Below are 19,001 nucleotides of genomic sequence, written 5' to 3'. Positions count from 1 at the left end.
TTGCTACGTTTTTAGCTGTTGTTGATTATCTATTTCTTCCTTCTCCTTTTTCTCTTCCTTCTCCTTTTGTTCGTTTTTTTCCTTACGGATTTTCTCCCTTCTAAGGATTTCCTTTTCCTCTGCAGTACGCTGAAATAATTCTCTAAACTTATCGTAATTCATCGTGATAATAAAAGCCACCCCAGTTTCAACAACCTGACCCTCTACAGCAACCTGATATTGGTTTTTTCGATAGGCTCTAACCATATAGCGTCCGTCTTTTGTCAGTTGATAATCTATAGCGACATCTCCGGCAATATTAGTGTCTTGCTCGTTATTACGATCTTGACCCTCTAGTCCAAAACTACTTCCGATGGTCACTTTTAATCGGTCGTTTAGTAATTTTTTAGAAAGCCCTACATTTAAATCAGTTCTGTTTTGTTTTGCTCCTGAAGAGAAATCTTCTGTTGACTGCAAATCAAATTCTAATTGAATACCGCTTATTAGATCTCCTGCAAGGTTATTTAATTGTTCCGATAGAATTTTACTAACACTTTGTCTGGCTATTGATTCGGCGCTCGTTCCACCACTTTCACTGGCAAAAGGATTTTCACCCACAAAGCGATTTAAAAGTAAAAGGGCAAAAACCTGTTTGTTTAATTCTGCTGGATCTTGACGCAAATTTTGCAACTTCGCCCGAGACTTATCAACTATATCGGAGGAAACATCGTAATTACCCTCTGGAAGCACTATGTCAAATGAGATTTCTGGTTTCATTAATTCTCCCTTCATTTTTAACAAAGTCTGAAATGGAATTTTTTGCTTATAGGTATTTTTAATCGCCTGAGACATCGAGCCAAGCTGATTCCCCAATAAATCAATCGGAGCAGTATTGACTTTATATATGGCTGTTAAATTTAAATTGGCCATGGTAGGTTCCCCATTCCAAATGATGTAACTTCCTTTTTGGATATCAAATTTTCGTTTGATCATATTAAAACTCATCTCGTAGGCCCCTTCAGTGAATTCATATTTCCCAGTAAGCGTAGTTTTACCAGATGGATCAATCCCACCGATAAGATCCGCCTCCCCTAAAAGTTTTAAGTTATCGCCATTGCCTTTATCGATTACCAAATTAAGCTCGGCTTTTTTCTCTATAGAGATCGCTACACTGACATCCATCCCTATTAATCGAGATTGATTGAGTCGGTTCTCCATCTCAGCTGTTTGCTTGAGCAATACATTATCTTCATTGACAAACTCAACAATCCCTTCTCTATCGGCAATAGACGGGTCTGATTGCGGCATCACTACGGTAAATTTTGTATCCTCGTCAATCTTTATATTCCCTCCCACAACAGGGTTATCCATTGTGCCTTTTATGTTTAGATTGGCATCTAAAGTCAGATCTCCATAAAACAAGTCATTATCGGCTTCTGTAGAATGAATCGCTCTAAACTGATCTGCTTTTACTGTTAACGCAAAATCATAATTTCTAAAATCTTGGGAGTTGATTTTCCCATTAACAAACAACTCATTTTTATTCTCATCGTAAACAGAGAAATTATCAAAAACAATGGCTTGGTTTTCAATCTTGATTTTTTCCTTTATAATCTTAAAAATAGAATTCAACTTAGTCACTCTAAAAGTAGCATCATTAAAATCCAATGCTCCAGTTACTTTAGGCGCATCGCTATTCCCACTAATTTTAAAATCTCCAGATAAGTAACCCGAACTATCGCTTAGATTACCCATACTAAAGCCTTGAATGCTTTTTATGTTTAAATGATTTATAGCAACATCAAGGTCAAAAGTACTGTCATCGATTTTGTAATTTCCAGTAAGATTCACATCATTTCCTTCTCCACTTAATGTAACATTGGCCGCTAATAAATTAGCTGTTTTATTATCTACTTTAACACCAATATCCCCTACTGGTTCCCCTTTAAAAGCAAAACCATCTATTTTTAAATCAGAAGTAAAAATAGGTTTAGTCATCACGTTATCCACCAAAGCCGATCCATTGATCACACCTTGCACCAACAGTTCATCCTTTTTGACAATATTTAAAATAGTCCCGATTTTAAAATTAACAAAATCCAATTTCAAAGGTGAATTCTTGCCGTTGTTTTCCGATTGAACCCTAAGTTCATTCCCTGAATTCTCCAAGTAAAATCGATTGATATAAAGTCTTTTATCATCAAATTCAATACGGTTTTCAGGATTTAAATTCCATTTGTCATAATTCAATACAAAATTATCCGAATCAAATTTCAAGGTATTTACAGCATTCTTGTGTTCTAGTTCTCCTTTTATAAAATATTGCTCTTTTTCTTCTTTGTCTTTAACCTGTAAGGCATACGTAAGGATATTGTTCTCGATTTTACCTGACAAACCAACAAAAGGAATTTTAAAATCTCCACTCTGAACAGGAGCTGCAGCAACTTCATATTCTAATGCGTTGTCCTTTGCTATTATATTGAGTTTACCACTGGAAATCGTATTTCCAGCATAAACAATTTTCGGTATGCTTCCTTTGATCTCCAAGGAATCTACCACATTGTTATATTTTCCGCTAATCTCAATAGGTTCTAAAGTCTTAAGGTCAGGCAGCAGCTGAAAAAGTAATGGATCACTAGCCACCGTTACACTAAAGGTCAATCGCTGCTCATCTGAGTCTCCCTTGGTTTTAGGAGTTTGCAAATCCATATATTTAGAGAGTGATTTTTTTAAAGTAGCCGCTAATGTTGTCAATTTATATTTCCCATCGAGCTCTGCTTTTAAAAACTGTGACTGTATCTTGATATTGTTTCTTTCTTTATCAGCATAGGCCAAAATTCGGATAGAATCTAAGATCATCGGCTGTGCTTCTTTTACTACCTCTATATTGGACAAGAAAACTTTTCCATTTAAAAAATCAGGATTACTCGTGGCAATATCTGCATCAATAACCCCTCTAATTTTCAATGGTCCTGCATGTAGATTCAATTTCTCGAGATCCGCAATATCCAGGTTCATTTTTACTTTTACCGCTGGATATTTATCATCAAATCTTCCACTAGCCCTTAATCCAAAATTTAAATTAGGATCTTTTATTCCAGACTTCACCTCAAAAGCCCCCTTGGCAATTTCTCCATTTAAGGTTAAGTTTTTATAGGTATACTTATTAAAAACTGCTCTTTGAACTACACCATCAACATGAGCCTGAGCTCTTTGAGGATCCAATCCTTTTCCTTTTACATTTGCCTTAAGGGTGATTTTTCCAAGTGAATCATTTTTTATCAGTTTACCTAAATCAAAATCTAAAAAGGAAACTGCAGCATCGTATTGCTCTGATTTCTTGATTCGCTGATCAAATAAAGCCACCACTTTGGCACTTCCAAAGCTACTATTTAAGGCCAAATTGGTTTTAAAATGGTTAACAGATCCTTTAAATTTTCCTTTAATATCGAATCGAGCAGGCAGTTGGATGTTGGTTGGAATCGTTCCTGCCGGTACAAAAGACATCACATCTTTAGAGGAACTTACCAAGTTTTTTATATCCAAATCATAAGTCGCTTTTTCTGCATTGGGCAATCCTGTAATTTTCCCCGAAATGGAAACTTTTGTAGTTCCGATTCCACTCATTTCAAACTGAGCAATAGTCAAATCTTTGACCTTCCCTTTGAATTGTGCATTTATCGATAAAATCGTATTAGGATTTCCCTTAAAAGGGTTGGTCTTTTGTAAATCTGGCACAAAAAGTAATATGTCTTTAAATCCTACTTTTACCTGCGGTAGATTCGCCTCTAAAGTAAGATTGTCGATATTCTTAGTAACCGCAGCAATGGAGGGATACGCTACTTTAATACTCTTTTGCAATACCGTCTGAGGGGTTCTTAAGTACAGCTTATTCAAATACGCATTTTTAGGTCCGTAGAAAAAATCAGTTTGAAGCGCCTGAATTTTAAGTCCACTTTTTTCGTTTACTGTAAATGATTTTACCGCCCCAGAAATCGTATCATTTCCATAATATAAGGTTTCTGCCTTTAAATTGAAATGATCCAAATCAAGATGTCCATAATCAATCCCTTTTTGAGTTGGCTTTGACTGTTGATCATCATACCTAAAGGCTATATTTTGCAAGTCAGCCGATGTAAGTTTCAATTTCCATCCTGATTGTGGAATCGCTGTCGAATCTAAATCCGGTACCTTAAGTTGTTTGTCTTTTAGACCTAATTGTAAATTACCTTTTAGATTTTTCAATTGAAAACTATCAAAATCCAGCAGTTGCTTGTTTAAATCAATTTGATTCACTACCAGTTTCAATTGATCTAGCGATAATCCTGAAGCAAGTTTAGTCCCTTTATTATCATATAAAACATCAATTTTTGATAACGTAATGGTGTTGAGTTTTAAATTAAGATCAGCTCTTTTTGATAGTGTATCTACTGTTTGGACAGATACCTCCGCTATTTTCTCAACCAAATCCTGGTTCAAAACCAATCGCAATCCTTTTAAATCGATGCTGGGAATATCGAAATTCATTTTATCTAAATCGAATTCTTTAAATGCTGTTTGGAAATGGGTAAACTTCAAGCGAACATCATTCTTAGACAAATCATCTTTAAAGTTAAACTTGATGTTATCCAAATTAATTTTGACAACCGATATTTTATAAGGTTTACTATTGGGATCTGCCGCCTTAGGCTCTTTGGACGTAAATGCTTCCGCTATATAATCGAAATTAAACACGCCTGCTTTATTTCTAGAAATATTCGCCGTCGCATTTTCAAGATTAATGGAGTTTATTTCAACTTCGTTATTGATGAGTTTGAATAAATCAATATCGATTTCCAATCGTTTACCACTCAGTAACGTATCTTTCTTTTGATCCTCAAAATAAAAGCCTTCTAATACAATTTCTTTGGGGAAATTAATGGCTATTCGATCTAGAGAAACTTTGGTTTTTATTTTCTTATGCAGATAGGAAATCGCCTTATCTTTTGCATAATTTTGAATAGAGGGTAGCTGAATGAGAATCGTAAGCAGCAGTAAAAGTGCCACTATAGAAACCACACACCAAAGCAGTACGCGCAATGTTTTTTTTAAAAAATGAATTACTTTCTGATTCATAGGTAAATAAAACACTTTAAGATTGGTGGTACATCACTAAAATAGCTGTCTTATACTAATTTATAAATATACTTCAAAAATTGACATAATACCCCTTAATCGCCCTAAATTTCATTAATAAATCCTCATTTTCTTACTTATTCATTGGCTATTATAGGGCGTATTCTTTAGAAAGTTTAATCCATTTCCATTTTTAAAAGCAAAACGAGAAAGAAATATTCTTCTAAAAAGACAATATAATCTACTATTTGCTAATGCATTAGATCAAAAAAAAAAAACCTTAGAAGCGGATATGGGGCCATTTATTCTTAACATTATTTATTTTTTTTTCTAGTTTAGAAACAAATTTAAGGTGTTGCTCTGATTGAGGATTAAAGCTTCTGTGCGCTAAACTTTTTTGAATCTCTGCTATTTCTTGCAAAGTAGCCAGACTGTTTTCTGAAACATAATTTTCGCAGAATCGTTCCCAGATATACGCAATGGCTACCTCATTAGGATGCAACATATCTTGGGCATAAAAACGATAGTCTCGAAGTTCATCTATCATAATTTCGTAGGATGGAAAGTACTCCGCTTTTAATGGACTTACACCCGTTTTCAAAACAGCATGTAAGGCCGTAAATAATTGCGATTTACTCCATTGATTTTCCACAAAACCATCTTTTATATGACGCACCGGTGAAACCGTAAATATAAAGTTGATCTCTGGATTTAAAGTCTGAATTAAATCGAGGGTACTTTGGATGCTTTCCTGAATCTCCTCAACCGCTATTAACTCTTTAGAAAATTGTTTCTGGGGCACTTTATGACAATTGGCTACAATTTGATCCGTTTCCTTATTCCTATACACCCAAGAGGTTCCATAGGTAATAATAAAATGAGTAGCCTCTTTTATGTGATGGTGTGTTAGGTCAAGCGTTTGATTTAAGCTAGCTAATAAATCTTCTTGCACCGAATCACTTAAATCAGAATGTACCTCAAAACAATGCCAACGTTCGTTATGAAAAAAAACATCTTTCTCCGTATAGTACTCTTTCTTAATGATTCGTTCCACTATTCTTTCAATTGAAATGGGATTGAAAATAATTCCGAAAGGATTTGTTTGGTTCTGAAACTTAAAATAATCAAACTTATGAGCCATATTTTCTGCAAAACAAGAGCCGATAGACATCACTTTGGAAGTATAATCAATTGAATTAGGCGTCTTAGAAATGGGTATTGCTGTTCTGAATTGCATCTGATTTGATTTTAAGCACGAATTTCACCAATTTTAAGCAATAAAAAAACCAAACACCGAAGTATTTGGTTTTGATAAAATTTAAAATCTAAATATAATTAGTACTTGTATACTATTGTTTCTTGATTCTTAGAAGAATTCCGTTGAGTGATTTTACAGCATATCCTTTTTCACTGTATTGGTAAACATAAGCTAAAACAGTAGTAGATGTATTTCCTCCGCACTTATAAACGCTGTTTTTCATTGTCTTTCCAATCTCTTCTTTGAAACCATCAACAAATAAACCCACTGTAAAAATTAGACTTATAATAACCTTAAACCGATTCATAACGCCGATCATTTCACTACTTTTGCATCTTCCATATATTTAAACTGACTTATGAAATTACTATATTCCTACATCATCAAACATAAGATGCTGTTGTTTCTAGCCTTAATAATGGCCACTATAAACATCTGCTTCAGCTTATCCGATTCTATCATTACCGGTAAATTAATGCAGGATTGTGGGGTTGGACTCGCTAAATACAAAGGAAATGAAATGGGTTTTATCAAATCTTTATCTTTCTGGCTAGGACTTTCTCTAGGAGCTGCCATGATTTCCAGGATTACTAAAAATTTTCAGGATTACTTTACCAATGTAGTCATTCAGAGAACAGGAGCTCAAATGTATACGGACGGTATTAAAAAATCACTTGATTTGCCTTTTGCAGAATTTGAAGACCAACGCAGTGGTGAAACCTTAAGTAAGTTAACCAAGGTACGTACCGATTCTGAGAAACTAATTACCCTTTCCATTTCTCTAATTTTTCAGACTGTTATTGGATTCATATTTGTAATCCTTTATGTGGCCCGTATTGATTATCGCATTTCCATTATCTTTTTAATTACCGCCCCTATTATTGCCTTAGTGAGTTCTTATCTGGGTAAAAAAATTAAAATTGTTTCTAGAAAAATTGTCAATCAAACCAATGCACTTGCGGGTTCTACAACAGAAAGCTTACGCAATATAGAATTGGTAAAGAGTCTTGGTTTAACGTATCAGGAAGAAAAGCGTCTGAATTTAAATACCTTTAAAATTCTACAACTCGAATTACAAAAAATCCGATTCATTAGAAGTTTAAGTTTCATTCAAGGTACTACCGTTCACTTTTTAAGAACTTGTGTGGTGTTTACGCTTTATTATTTCTTATTTGGAGATAAAATTATAGTCGGTGATTTATTGACCATGGTATTTTTTACCTTTTTCATTTTCGGACCTTTACAAGAACTAGGGAATTTCATCATTGCCGTTAATGAGACTAAAGTCTCCATGGAAAACTTTAAAACCTTATTAAGTGCGCCTAAAGAATTTCGTCCTAAAAACCCTAAACATGTTGGAGCGATTCAATCTTTACTTTTTTCTAATGTCAGTTTCCAACATAAAACGGCAAAATTCAAAGCCGTCGAAAATATCAATTTCAACATTAAGCAAGGACAAACAGTTGCTTTTGTTGGTCCGTCCGGTTCTGGAAAAACCACTTTAGTCAAGTTATTAGTAGGTTTATATACCCCAGCCGAAGGAAGTGTCCTTTATAATGATATCGATTCTACCGAGATTGATTTATTGGATTTAAGAAAACAATTGGGTTTTGTAACCCAGGATGCACAATTATTTTCAGGAACGATACGCGAAAATTTACTATTTGTAAGACCAAATGCAACAGACGAAGACTTGTACGACGCCTTAAAAAGAGCAAGCTGTGAGAAACTACTACACCGTGCTGAAGATGGTTTAAATACCACAATCGGTGAAGGGGGAATTAAAGTTTCTGGTGGTGAAAAACAACGTTTATCGATTGCTCGTGCCATTTTAAGAAATCCAAACTTATTAATCTTTGATGAAGCTACCTCTGCCCTAGATTCTATTACGGAAGAGGAAATCAATACAACCATCAGAAACATATCTGACAAGAACAGAATTACCGTTTTAATTGCGCACCGATTATCTACCGTGATGCATGCCGATAGAATTTTCGTATTGGAACAAGGTAAAATCATCGAGCAAGGCAAACACGATGATTTAGTTTTGGAAAAAGGTTTGTATTATGCTATGTGGCGTCAACAAATCGGAGAACGTAAGTAACTCGCGGCGGTGCTTTAAGGCCTAGCTGATTTTAAGAAACAAAAAACCCTTTCACTTAAAAATGAAAGGGTTTTTCTATATCCATAAATCTACCTTAAAAAATAGATTCCTAATGCGTACTACATTATTTTACAAAATCGGCCGCATGAGTTAAAGCTTCGCAGATTCCAGCCTCATTTTTACCTTTTCCAGAAGCAAAGAAAGGTTGTCCTCCTCCGTTTCCTTCAATATATTTACCTAATTCTTTAATAACAGCATTAGCATTTAAACCTTTTGCTGCTACCAATTCTTTAGCAATATAACAGTGAATATTAGGACTACCCTCTTCTATTGAAGCTAAAAACACGAATGAATCTGCTTTTGAACTTCCTAAAGCCGAAGCCAGTTCTTTAGTAGAAGCCATACTTAAATCAACTTGTTTCGCTAAGAAATTCACTCCATTAATTTCTTGGAATTCCTTTTCAAGTTCGACTTTTAATGCCCCAACTTTTTCTTTTAATAACTGCTCGATCTGCTTTTTCAATTTAGCATTATCTTCCTGTAATGAAACCACCGCTTTAATAGTATCCTGAGGATTTTTTAGCGTCTGATTTATTTCTTGTAGTGTTGATTCTTGCTTAGCAAAATAGTCTTTTACACCTTGATTAGTAATGGCTTCTATACGACGAATTCCCGCCGCAACAGCTCCTTCACTTTTTATTTTGAAATGCCAGATTTCAGCTGTATTTTTTACGTGTGTTCCTCCACAAAGCTCTATACTGTCTCCGAATTTAATAGCACGAACTGAATCACCATACTTCTCGCCAAACAAAGCCATTGCCCCCTCATCCAAAGCTTGTTGAATAGGAATGTTTCTTCTTTCGATTAATGGCAATTGCTCTTGAATTCTTGCATTTACGAAATCCTCCACTTGTTTCAATTCAGCATCCGTAACTTTACTGAAATGCGAAAAGTCAAAACGCAAATAGTTTGGATTTACTAAAGATCCTTTTTGCTCTACATGCGTGCCTAGAATAGTACGCAATGCCAGATGCATCAAGTGTGTAGCGGAGTGATTGCTTTGAGAATCAAAACGCAATTCTGGATTTACTTTAGCTGTAAAATTCCCTTTTATATTTTCTGGTAATTGTTTTGCAAGATGCAAAATCAAATTATTTTCTTTCTTTGTATCAATGATTTCAATGGTTTCATTTGCCGAAACCAACATTCCTTTATCACCTACTTGTCCTCCGCCTTCTGGATAAAATGGAGTGCTATCCAAAACAATTTGGTATAGAATTCCATCCTTTTTACTATCTACCTTACGAATTCTAGTAATTTTTACCTCATTCTCTAATTGATCATATCCTACAAATGTTTCTACATTTCCTGGAATTAAAACAGACCAATCCTCAGTCGATACTTCTGATGCTGCGCGTGAACGATTCTTCTGTTCCTGCATAGAGACATCAAATTCAGCTTCATTGAAAGACATTCCTTTTTCTTTCAAAATTAAAGCTGTTAAATCTTTAGGAAAACCGAAAGTATCATACAATTCAAATGCCTTAGCTCCTGAAACTTCTGAACCTTTGGTTTGTGCAATTACATTATCTAACAATTGCAAACCTTGATCTAACGTTCTCAAGAAAGAAGCTTCTTCCTCACGAATCACATTAGTTACTAATTGTTGTTGTGATTTTATTTCTGGAAAGAATTCTCCCATTTGATTGGCTAAAACTTCCACCAACTTATTGATAAAAGGCTCTTTAGTGTTCAAGAATGTAAATCCGTAACGAATAGCACGACGTAAAATTCTACGAATTACATAACCAGCACCTGTATTGGATGGCAATTGTCCATCAGCAATAGCAAAAGCAACCGCACGAACGTGATCAACCACTACACGAATGGCAATATTCGTTTTATTTTGTTCTTCACTGATGTTTTTTATTTCATCAGTCGTATATTTTAATCCCGTAATTTGTTCTACTTTCTCGATTAGCGGTGTAAAAACATCAGTGTCATAATTCGATGTTTTCCCTTGTAAGGCCATACACAAACGCTCAAATCCCATTCCTGTATCCACGTGTTGCGCAGGAAGTTTTTCTAATGATCCATCCGCTTTACGGTTGAATTCCATAAATACATTATTCCAGATTTCCACTACTTGTGGATGATCATTGTTCACTAGACTTTTCCCAGAAACTTGTGCCTTTTCCTCTTCAGAACGTAAATCAACATGAATTTCTGAACACGGTCCACATGGTCCTTGATCGCCCATTTCCCAGAAATTGTCTTTTTTATTTCCAAGGATAATACGGTCTTCATCAATTAATGTTTTCCAAATATCCCAAGCTTCCTGATCAAAAGGAACATTATCTTCTTTACTTCCTTCAAAAACAGAAACATAAAGATTTTCTTTTGGAATTTTATATACTTCCGTCAATAAAGTCCAGGCCCAATTGATGGCTTCTTTTTTGAAATAGTCTCCAAAAGACCAGTTTCCTAACATCTCAAACATAGTGTGGTGATAGGTATCAAAACCAACATCCTCTAAATCGTTATGCTTTCCTGAAACACGGAGACATTTTTGCGTATCGGCTATTCTTTTACTTTTTGGGGTTCCATTTCCTAAAAAATATTCTTTAAACTGGGCCATACCCGAGTTATTGAACATAAGTGTTGGATCGTCTTTAAGGACGATAGGAGCTGAAGGAACAATTAAGTGTCCGTTGCTCTTAAAAAAGTCTAAAAATTGTTTACGTACGTCTTGTGATTTCATATTTTAATTAAGAAAATGTGTCATTTGAAAATGTATGGCTCAGATACTTATAAAGCAAATTACTTCATTCACACAACAACACATTACTAAGTTGCTGCATTATCTAAACCTTTAATTGTTTTTTATTCTTGAAAAAAAGCTCCGAACAACTGAAACATTTATTAAATTTGTTCGACTAACTGTTTTACAAGCTGCAAAAATAGGGTATTTTAAAATATGGCGAAAGTAAAATATTATTACGACTCAGAAAATCTGGCTTATACGAAAATAAAAACCCGAAAAAGAATAAAATTCGGTTATGCCTTGTTGTTTTTAGTCGCTTCAGCCCTGTTTGGCTTCTTAGTTTTTATCCTTTTACTCAACACACCTTATTTTGAAACGCCAAAAGATCGTCTGCAGGCTCGTGAAATTGAAAATTTAAAACTGCAGTACGCGATTTTAAACAAGAAACTTGACGAAATTGACGATGTTGCTGAGTCCTTAGAAAATAGAGACAATAACCTATATAGGGTATACTTCAATAAAACTGAAATTCCAGATTCCATTCGAAAAGCTGGCTTTAGAGACTCCAAAAGATATAAAGACCTTGAAGGTTATAACAATTCACAATTAGTCCTAAATACAACAAAACGGATTGACAAGCTATCCAAAGAACTAGCGATTCAATCCAAATCTTTGGATGACATTTTAAAATTGGCCAGTACAAAAGGAAATTTATTATTGTCCATTCCAGCCATCCAGCCCGTTCGAAATGAAAATCTAAAAAGAATGGCTTCTGGTTTTGGATACAGAACTGATCCTTTCACCAAAGTGCGAAAAATGCATAACGGAATGGATTTCACCGCCAACACAGGTTCCCCTGTATACGCTACAGGAGATGGTGTTGTAGAAAGAGCTGACAATGCGGCCTCAGGATTTGGAAATCATATTGTAATCAGGCATGGTTTTGGATATGAAAGTTTGTATGCACATTTGAGTAAATACAATTGTAGAGCAGGACAAAGAGTAAAGCGCGGTGATGTTATTGGTTATGTGGGAAGTACAGGAAGATCGGAAGGACCACACTGTCACTATGAAGTTCATAAAGATGGAAAAGTCGTCAATCCACTGAACTTTTATTACGGCAATATGTCAGCAGTGGAATATGTGGCGATTTCACAAATGGCAAATCAAGAAAACCAGTCATTAGATTAATACTACAAAAAGTAGTATTTTTGGAATAAAATAGAAAATTAAGAAACATGCATATTGAACTTTCAAAAGATAAAAGATATTATAGCATTGGCGAAGTAGCCAAAGCTTTTAATGTCAATGCATCACTTATTCGCTTTTGGGATAGTGAATTTGATATTTTGAAACCTAAAAAAAATGCCAAGGGTAATAGAATGTTTACCCCTGATGACATTACTAACTTACAATTGATTTATCATTTAGTCAAAGAAAGAGGTTTTACACTCGAAGGCGCCAAAACACATTTAAAAGAAGGACAAAAGAAAACATTAGATAAATTCGAAATAATACGTAAATTAGAGACGATAAAAGCTCAATTAAACGATATCAAAAACGAATTATAGCAAACATTAAATAATTAGAAACAAACTTAAATTAAATACACATGAAAAGATTTTTGCCTTGGATTATTGGAATAGTTGTTATTATTGGAATATACAGCTGGGTTAAAGGAATCAACAACACTGCAGTGACATTAAATCAAACTGTAGAGCAATCTTGGGGAGATGTTCAAACAGCTTATCAAAGACGTAATGACCTTATCGGTAATTTAGTCAACACGGTAAAAGGTGCTGCTGATTTTGAAAAATCAACTTTAACAGCAGTGATTGAAGCTCGTGCAAAAGCCACAAGTGTAACAGTTGACCCAACTAATATTACGCCAGAAAAACTTGCAGAGTTTAACAAAGCACAAAGCGGCGTTAGCAGCTCTTTATCAAGATTATTAGTATCTGTTGAACAATATCCTACTTTAAAAGCAAATGAAAATTTCTTGAAATTACAGGATGAATTGGCTAGTACTGAAAATCAAATCCTAACAGCAAGAACTCGTTTTAACGAAGCTGTTAAACCTTATAACACCCATATCAAAACATTCCCAAATAGTATGTTTGCAGGTATGTTCGGATTCAAAGAAAAAGCTTATTTCAATGCTGTTGAAGGTGCAGACAAGCCAGTTGAAGTAAAATTCTAAAAAAAGACTTACTATATTGATTAACGATTTTTGTTTCGGAGCGATAATTCTGAAATCAAAAGTCGTTAATCTTCATTTAATACTAATTTCCATGTCAAAAGTAGAAGATTTTTTATCCAAAGAAGAAGAGCTAGAAATTGTTGAAGCCATTCGAATAGCTGAAAAGAATACTTCTGGCGAAATTCGCGTGCACATAGAAAAAACCTCTTCTAAAGCACATTTTGACCGAGCTCTTGAAGTTTTTCATGAACTACGAATGGACGAAACGAGTTTGCAGAATGGTGTTTTGCTTTATTTTGCGGTAGACGACAAAAACTTCGTTATTTGTGGAGACAAAGGTATAAATGATCTTGTAGCAGCCGATTTTTGGGATTGCACCAAAGACGCCATGGTAACACAATTTAAATCGGGTAACTTCAAACAAGGTATCGTCGACGGAATTTTGAACGCCGGTGAACAATTGAAAAAATACTTCCCTTGGTCTGAAGGTGACACCAATGAATTATCAAACGAAATCTCAAAAGGATAAATAATGAAAATTTCCAAAAATAAAAAAACAAATTCCACCGGAATTTTTCAGTTTACACTTTTGTTGATCGCCTTTTTCACCTTTACGGGTGTTTTTGCACAATTTACAATTCCAGAAAAACCCAGCTTACAAACCTCAGTCTACGATTACGCTAATATTTTAAGTGCAACTGAAAAAGCACAGCTTGAGCAAAAACTAATTCGCTATTCCGATTCTACCACTACGCAAATTGTAGTCATTACGATCGAAAGTTTAAAAGGTGAAGATGTTAGCCAACTTGCTACAAAATGGGGACAAACCTGGGGAATTGGAGGAACAGCCAAAGATGATAATGGTGTTGTCATTTTATTGGCAAAAAACGAAAAGAAAATAGCCATTAATCCTGGATACGGTGTAGAAGATCGTTTAACAGCCGGAATTGGTGGAACTATAATCCGAAATATCATTATTCCTGAGTTCAAGGCAGGAAGTTTTTACAACGGCCTTGATAAAGGTACAGATGCCATAATCGATGTCTTTAAAGGGAAATTTAAAGGCGAACGCAAGCAACAAAGTAAAGGAAAAGATTTTCCTATATTTCCTTTTATTGTCATAGTTGTTATTGTATTAATTCTACTTTCTCGAAATAAAGGAGGAGGAGGAGGAAATTCGGGCAATAATAACGGCGGAGGACCTAGCCTACTTGATGTCATCATTCTAAGTAGTCTTGGAAGAAGTGGCGGCGGAGGATTTGGCGGCTTCGGCGGAGGATCATCTGGTGGTGGTTTTGGAGGCGGAGGCGGTGGCTTCGGCGGAGGTTTTGGAGGCGGAGGATTCTCTGGTGGAGGTTCTAGCGGAGGTTGGTAATTTCTTTTATCACAAGCCTTTTAAATTTCAGTTTGAAAATTTAGAAATCATACTATACAATTCATAATTCAAAATAAATGTTATCACATAAAGCAAAATACGCCCTTAAAGCCTTACTTTATTTAGCAGAACAAGACGAAAATCACATTTCTAAAACCATCGAAATTGCCGATGGCGCTAATATTCCAAAAAAGTTCTTAGAGCAGATTTTATTAGATCTAAAACGAGGACGTTTTGTGAGTAGCAAACAAGGGAAATTTGGCGGATATTATCTGGTAAAATCCAAAAACGACATTACTTTAGCAGAAATCCACCGTTTATTTGACGGTGCGATTGCGCTTTTACCTTGTGCTTCCTTAAATTTCTACGAACCATGCTCGGACTGTAAAACCGAGTCTGAATGCAGCCTACGTCATGGTTTACTACTGATCAGAGATAAAACTTTGAAAGCCATGGAAGGTATCACTATAGCTTCATTGGTGAAGAAATAAAAAAATATTTCTTTAACTCGACTATATTTATAGAATTTATATATATTTGCAAAAAACATTTAACAAATCATTTACAAAATTCTACTCATGAAAGTACATTCCAGTAAATCAAGTACGACCATAATTTTTTTGCAAAAAAATAAAAAGAGTCCATTCACTATCGTGGACCATAGTTCATTGATGATGTGTATGTGTTGGTAAAAAAAAATTAATTTAAATTCTACTAATTACATATACTTAATATAAAAATGAAAAATTCAACAAAAAATATACTCACTCTAGTTACTGTTTTAACTTTCTCAATATCCTTTTCACAAACCATTGAAGGCGTAGTAAAAACCAGTGAAAACATTCCTTTAGAAGCCGTTAACGTTGTTATAAAAGGAACTACTTCAAATACGATATCAACCGCCGATGGAAAATTCAACATCGATACCAAAGGAAAACTCCCTTTGACTCTCTTGGTTCAATACGTAGGTTACAAAACTGCAGAAATTGAACTTATTGATTTACCAACATCCCCATTACAACTTACACTTAAGGAAGAAAATGAACTTATAGAAGTTGTGGTATCTTCAAGACGCAGAATAGAAAAGGTACAGGATGTGCCCATTGCCATATCTGTTATTACAGGAAAACAAGCAGAACAAGCTGGAGCCTTTAATGTGAACCGCATCAAAGAATTGGTGCCCTCTGTGCAACTGTATTCTTCCAATCCAAGGAATACAGGAATTAACATTCGAAGTCTAGGCTCTCCTTTTGGTCTTACCAATGACGGGATTGATCCAGGTGTGGGGTTTTATGTAGATGGAGTTTACTATGCGCGTCCAGCTGCAACCACGCTAGATTTTATTGATGTAGAGCAAATTGAGGTATTACGTGGACCACAAGGCTCTTTGTTTGGAAAAAACACAACCTCAGGCGCCTTTAACATTACTACCCGCAAGCCAAGTTTTACTTCGGGAGCTGACTTTGAAGTGAGTTATGGCAATTATTCCTTCCTTCAAGCCAAAGCTTCCATTACAGGAGCTTTAAGCGATAAAATAGCAGGTCGCATCTCTTTTTCCGGTACTCAACGTGACGGTTTGATCGATAATGTGGTCACAGGAAGAGCTACTAACACCCTAAACAATCAAGGAATTAGAGGCCAATTATTGTACAATCCCTCAGAAAACACCACCATTGTACTAGCAGCAGATATTACCACCCAACGTCCAGATGGATATGCACAAGTTGTAGCGGGTGTAGCACCTACTCAAAGAGCGGCTTATCGTCAGTTTGATGCTATTATAAAAGATTTGAACTACAAACTTCCTAGTCTAAATGCCTTTGACCGTAAAATAGACCACGATACACCATGGCGTTCAGGACAAGATTTAGGAGGAATATCTCTTAATGTGGATACTAAAATTGGAGGCGGTACACTAACCTCAACAACAGCTTGGCGTTTTTGGAATTGGGATCCATCAAATGATAGAGATTTCACAGGATTACAAGTACTGGCTAAATCTCAAAACCCCACTAGACAAACGCAAATCACCCAAGAAGTTCGTTATGCGGGTCAATTGAGCTCTAAAATAAGTGGTGTAGTAGGCGTATTTTTTATTGATCAAACTTCTAAAACAGATGGAACTGAAGAATCTGGTAATGCGCAGTGGCGATTTTCACAAAGTACGACCAGCTCTTTATGGAAAACTCCGGGTCTTTTTGAAGGATACGGTATAAAAACCAATGCTAGCATCAGATCCTCTAGCGCTGCTGTTTTCGGACAATTGGATTGGGCTATTACAGATCGTTTACATATACTTCCTGGTTTGAGATACAATTTCGACAAAAAAGATGCAGATTATGCACGTACAACCTATGGAGGACTTCAAACTACTGATCCAGCATTATTGGCTTTAAAAAAATTAGTTTACTCTGACCAAGCCTTTACATCCAATACAGACAATACAGATTTTTCTGGAAATTTAACGATATCGTATAAGGCATCAGACAAAATTAACGCTTATGCCACTTATGCAAAAAGTTACAAACCAGTTGGTGTGAATGTCGCTGGGCTTCCAACCGATTCAAAAGGCCTGCCACTACTTGACCTTGCTGTAATTAAGCCAGAGAAAGTAAACCATTACGAAATAGGAGTAAAAACGTCACCCTTTAAAAACTCTGTTTTTAATTTGACCTTCTTTAATACCGATATCAAAGACTTTCAAACTAATGTTCAAGCGGCTGAATTAGGAGTAAACCGCGGCTATCTTGCCAATGCAGATAAAGTAAGAGTACGAGGTGCAGAAATTGATGCTAGTTTTGTCATTAACCAACACCTAACCATAAACGGTGCAGCTACTTATACAGACGGTAAGTACATTAAATTTACAAATGCACCTCTTCCACTAGAAGAAACCGGAGCGGCTGTAGCTTTTAAAGATGTTTCAGGAACAGCTTTACCTGGCGCTTCAAAATGGGCTGGCTCCTTGGGAGGCGAACTTACTGAACATGCCAAATTCTTCGGAAATGCAGGTAAAGTTTTCCTAGGGATTGATTCCTATGCCCGTTCTGAATTTTCATCTAGTCCTTCTGCTTCCAAATATCTAGTCGTACCTGGTTACGCACTTTTTAACGCTCGCTTAGGTTTCCGTGCCTCTGATGGACTATCTGTTCAATTTTGGGGCCGTAACCTTTTTAATAAAGATTATTATGAGCAATTGTTACCAGCAGGTGGAAATACCGGACAGTATGCTGGTGTTCTTGGAGATCAACGAACTTATGGAATAACACTAAAATATTCACTATAACTAATTTCTATATTAACTCATTGAAAGAGGTAAGTTTGGAAACTTACCTCTTTTTTTGTGCCTGAAATTTCTATAAATCACAAAAGAGCAAGAAAACCAACTTTTAAAACATCCCTTCACCTCCCTTAATTTATTCCTATTTCTATATATTCGCAACCAGAATTGATATAGACGAGATGAAAATTCTAAAATTACTACTGGTATTAGGCTTTACAAGTCCATTTTTATCGGCACAAAACATAAAAACAATAGATCAGCAAACCCAAAGCTGGATCCGCTATAACAATATATTCCCTTTAACTCAAAAGTGGTCCCTCAATTCTGATTTAGATAACCGATTTTTTTTAAATCCAGTACATGAGAACCTTTTTGCTCTGCGCATTCAAGGTCGATATCACGCAACAAAAGTCATAGAAATAGGAGCAGGATTTGCCTATTTCAATGTCAATACACAAAATCCGAATGTTGATCCCGACTATTCCATTCCTGAATATCGTGCCCAGCAAGACCTTACTCTGATCAATACTATTGCTAAAATCACCTTCCATAATCGTTTTCAGCTCGAGGAACGTTTTATCCAGCTAGCCAATATAACACAATTAGTAAATGATTTTGCGTTTTCTTATCGATTTAGATACCGATTTCAAACAACCTTTGATTTGCTTAAAAAAGACCAACAAAGCCTACAAGGAATACTTTCCGATGAAATTATGTTCAATTTCGGAAAATCAAATAAAAAGAACACCTTTGACCAAAATCGAATTTACACGGCTCTTCGCTACCAATTTAACCCTACTATAGGTTTGGAATTAGGCTATCTAAAGAGCTTTCAAAGACGCTCAAGCGGCGTTGATTTTTATGATCGGGATATTATTCGGTTTACGCTTTATCACAGAATTAATCGAAAGGCTAAAATCTAG

Annotated in this window: 13 protein-coding genes; 9 read left to right on the top strand and 4 right to left on the bottom strand. The window is 35.4% G+C overall.

What is annotated here, in order from left to right; genetic code table 11:
- Window positions 1-3: 3 nt before the first annotated feature.
- The 3 genes from AC51AA_RS16725 to AC51AA_RS16715 form a co-directional block, all read right to left on the bottom strand.
- Window positions 4-5,094, bottom strand: coding sequence for a translocation/assembly module TamB domain-containing protein (locus tag AC51AA_RS16725; protein ID WP_500703355.1), 5,091 nt, complete (start codon window positions 5,092-5,094; stop codon window positions 4-6).
- Between the two features lie 280 nt (window positions 5,095-5,374).
- Window positions 5,375-6,331: a GSCFA domain-containing protein gene (locus AC51AA_RS16720; RefSeq protein ID WP_500703354.1), complete on the bottom strand. Its 957-nt coding sequence runs from the start codon at window positions 6,329-6,331 to the stop codon at window positions 5,375-5,377.
- Window positions 6,332-6,443: 112 nt separating this feature from the next.
- The gene (locus tag AC51AA_RS16715) at window positions 6,444-6,659 is read right to left on the bottom strand and encodes a hypothetical protein (RefSeq protein ID WP_500703353.1); all 216 of its coding nucleotides are present in this window, start codon (window positions 6,657-6,659) and stop codon (window positions 6,444-6,446) included.
- Between the two features lie 51 nt (window positions 6,660-6,710).
- Between AC51AA_RS16715 and AC51AA_RS16710 the strand changes: the two genes are divergently transcribed.
- The gene (locus AC51AA_RS16710) at window positions 6,711-8,456 is read left to right on the top strand and encodes an ABC transporter ATP-binding protein (RefSeq protein ID WP_500703352.1); all 1,746 of its coding nucleotides are present in this window, start codon (window positions 6,711-6,713) and stop codon (window positions 8,454-8,456) included.
- A gap of 124 nt (window positions 8,457-8,580) precedes the next feature.
- Here the strand turns inward: AC51AA_RS16710 and alaS are convergent, their stop codons facing one another.
- Window positions 8,581-11,217 carry an alanine--tRNA ligase gene (gene alaS / locus AC51AA_RS16705; RefSeq protein ID WP_500703351.1) on the bottom strand — a complete coding sequence of 879 codons (2,637 nt, stop codon included), beginning with the start codon at window positions 11,215-11,217 and terminating at the stop codon, window positions 8,581-8,583.
- Window positions 11,218-11,433: 216 nt separating this feature from the next.
- Here alaS and AC51AA_RS16700 point away from each other — a divergent pair, with 216 nt between their 5' ends.
- From AC51AA_RS16700 to AC51AA_RS16665, 8 genes are all read left to right on the top strand, one after another.
- Window positions 11,434-12,411: a M23 family metallopeptidase gene (locus AC51AA_RS16700; RefSeq protein WP_500703349.1), complete on the top strand. Its 978-nt coding sequence runs from the start codon at window positions 11,434-11,436 to the stop codon at window positions 12,409-12,411.
- 47 nt (window positions 12,412-12,458) lie between these two features.
- Window positions 12,459-12,791 (top strand): MerR family transcriptional regulator, encoded by a 333-nt coding sequence (locus AC51AA_RS16695; RefSeq protein WP_500703348.1) that lies wholly within the window; start codon window positions 12,459-12,461, stop codon window positions 12,789-12,791.
- Between the two features lie 41 nt (window positions 12,792-12,832).
- Entirely contained in the window at window positions 12,833-13,420 is a 588-nt protein-coding gene (locus AC51AA_RS16690) for a LemA family protein (RefSeq protein ID WP_500703347.1), read from the top strand.
- Window positions 13,421-13,511: 91 nt separating this feature from the next.
- Window positions 13,512-13,949 carry a TPM domain-containing protein gene (locus AC51AA_RS16685; RefSeq protein WP_500703346.1) on the top strand — a complete coding sequence of 146 codons (438 nt, stop codon included), beginning with the start codon at window positions 13,512-13,514 and terminating at the stop codon, window positions 13,947-13,949.
- A gap of 3 nt (window positions 13,950-13,952) precedes the next feature.
- Window positions 13,953-14,795, top strand: coding sequence for a TPM domain-containing protein (locus tag AC51AA_RS16680; protein ID WP_500703345.1), 843 nt, complete (start codon window positions 13,953-13,955; stop codon window positions 14,793-14,795).
- Between the two features lie 77 nt (window positions 14,796-14,872).
- Window positions 14,873-15,286: an RrF2 family transcriptional regulator gene (locus tag AC51AA_RS16675; protein ID WP_500703344.1), complete on the top strand. Its 414-nt coding sequence runs from the start codon at window positions 14,873-14,875 to the stop codon at window positions 15,284-15,286.
- Between the two features lie 248 nt (window positions 15,287-15,534).
- Entirely contained in the window at window positions 15,535-18,081 is a 2,547-nt protein-coding gene (locus AC51AA_RS16670) for a TonB-dependent receptor (RefSeq protein ID WP_500703343.1), read from the top strand.
- Between the two features lie 176 nt (window positions 18,082-18,257).
- Window positions 18,258-19,001, top strand: a complete 744-nt coding sequence (locus tag AC51AA_RS16665) for a DUF2490 domain-containing protein (protein ID WP_500703342.1) — start codon at window positions 18,258-18,260, stop codon at window positions 18,999-19,001.

Source organism: Flavobacterium sp. OHVDL-2026-0007 (assembly GCF_059882335.1).
The sequence above is the reverse complement of the archived record's forward strand: the minus strand, read 5'-3'. Positions and strand labels throughout refer to the sequence as shown.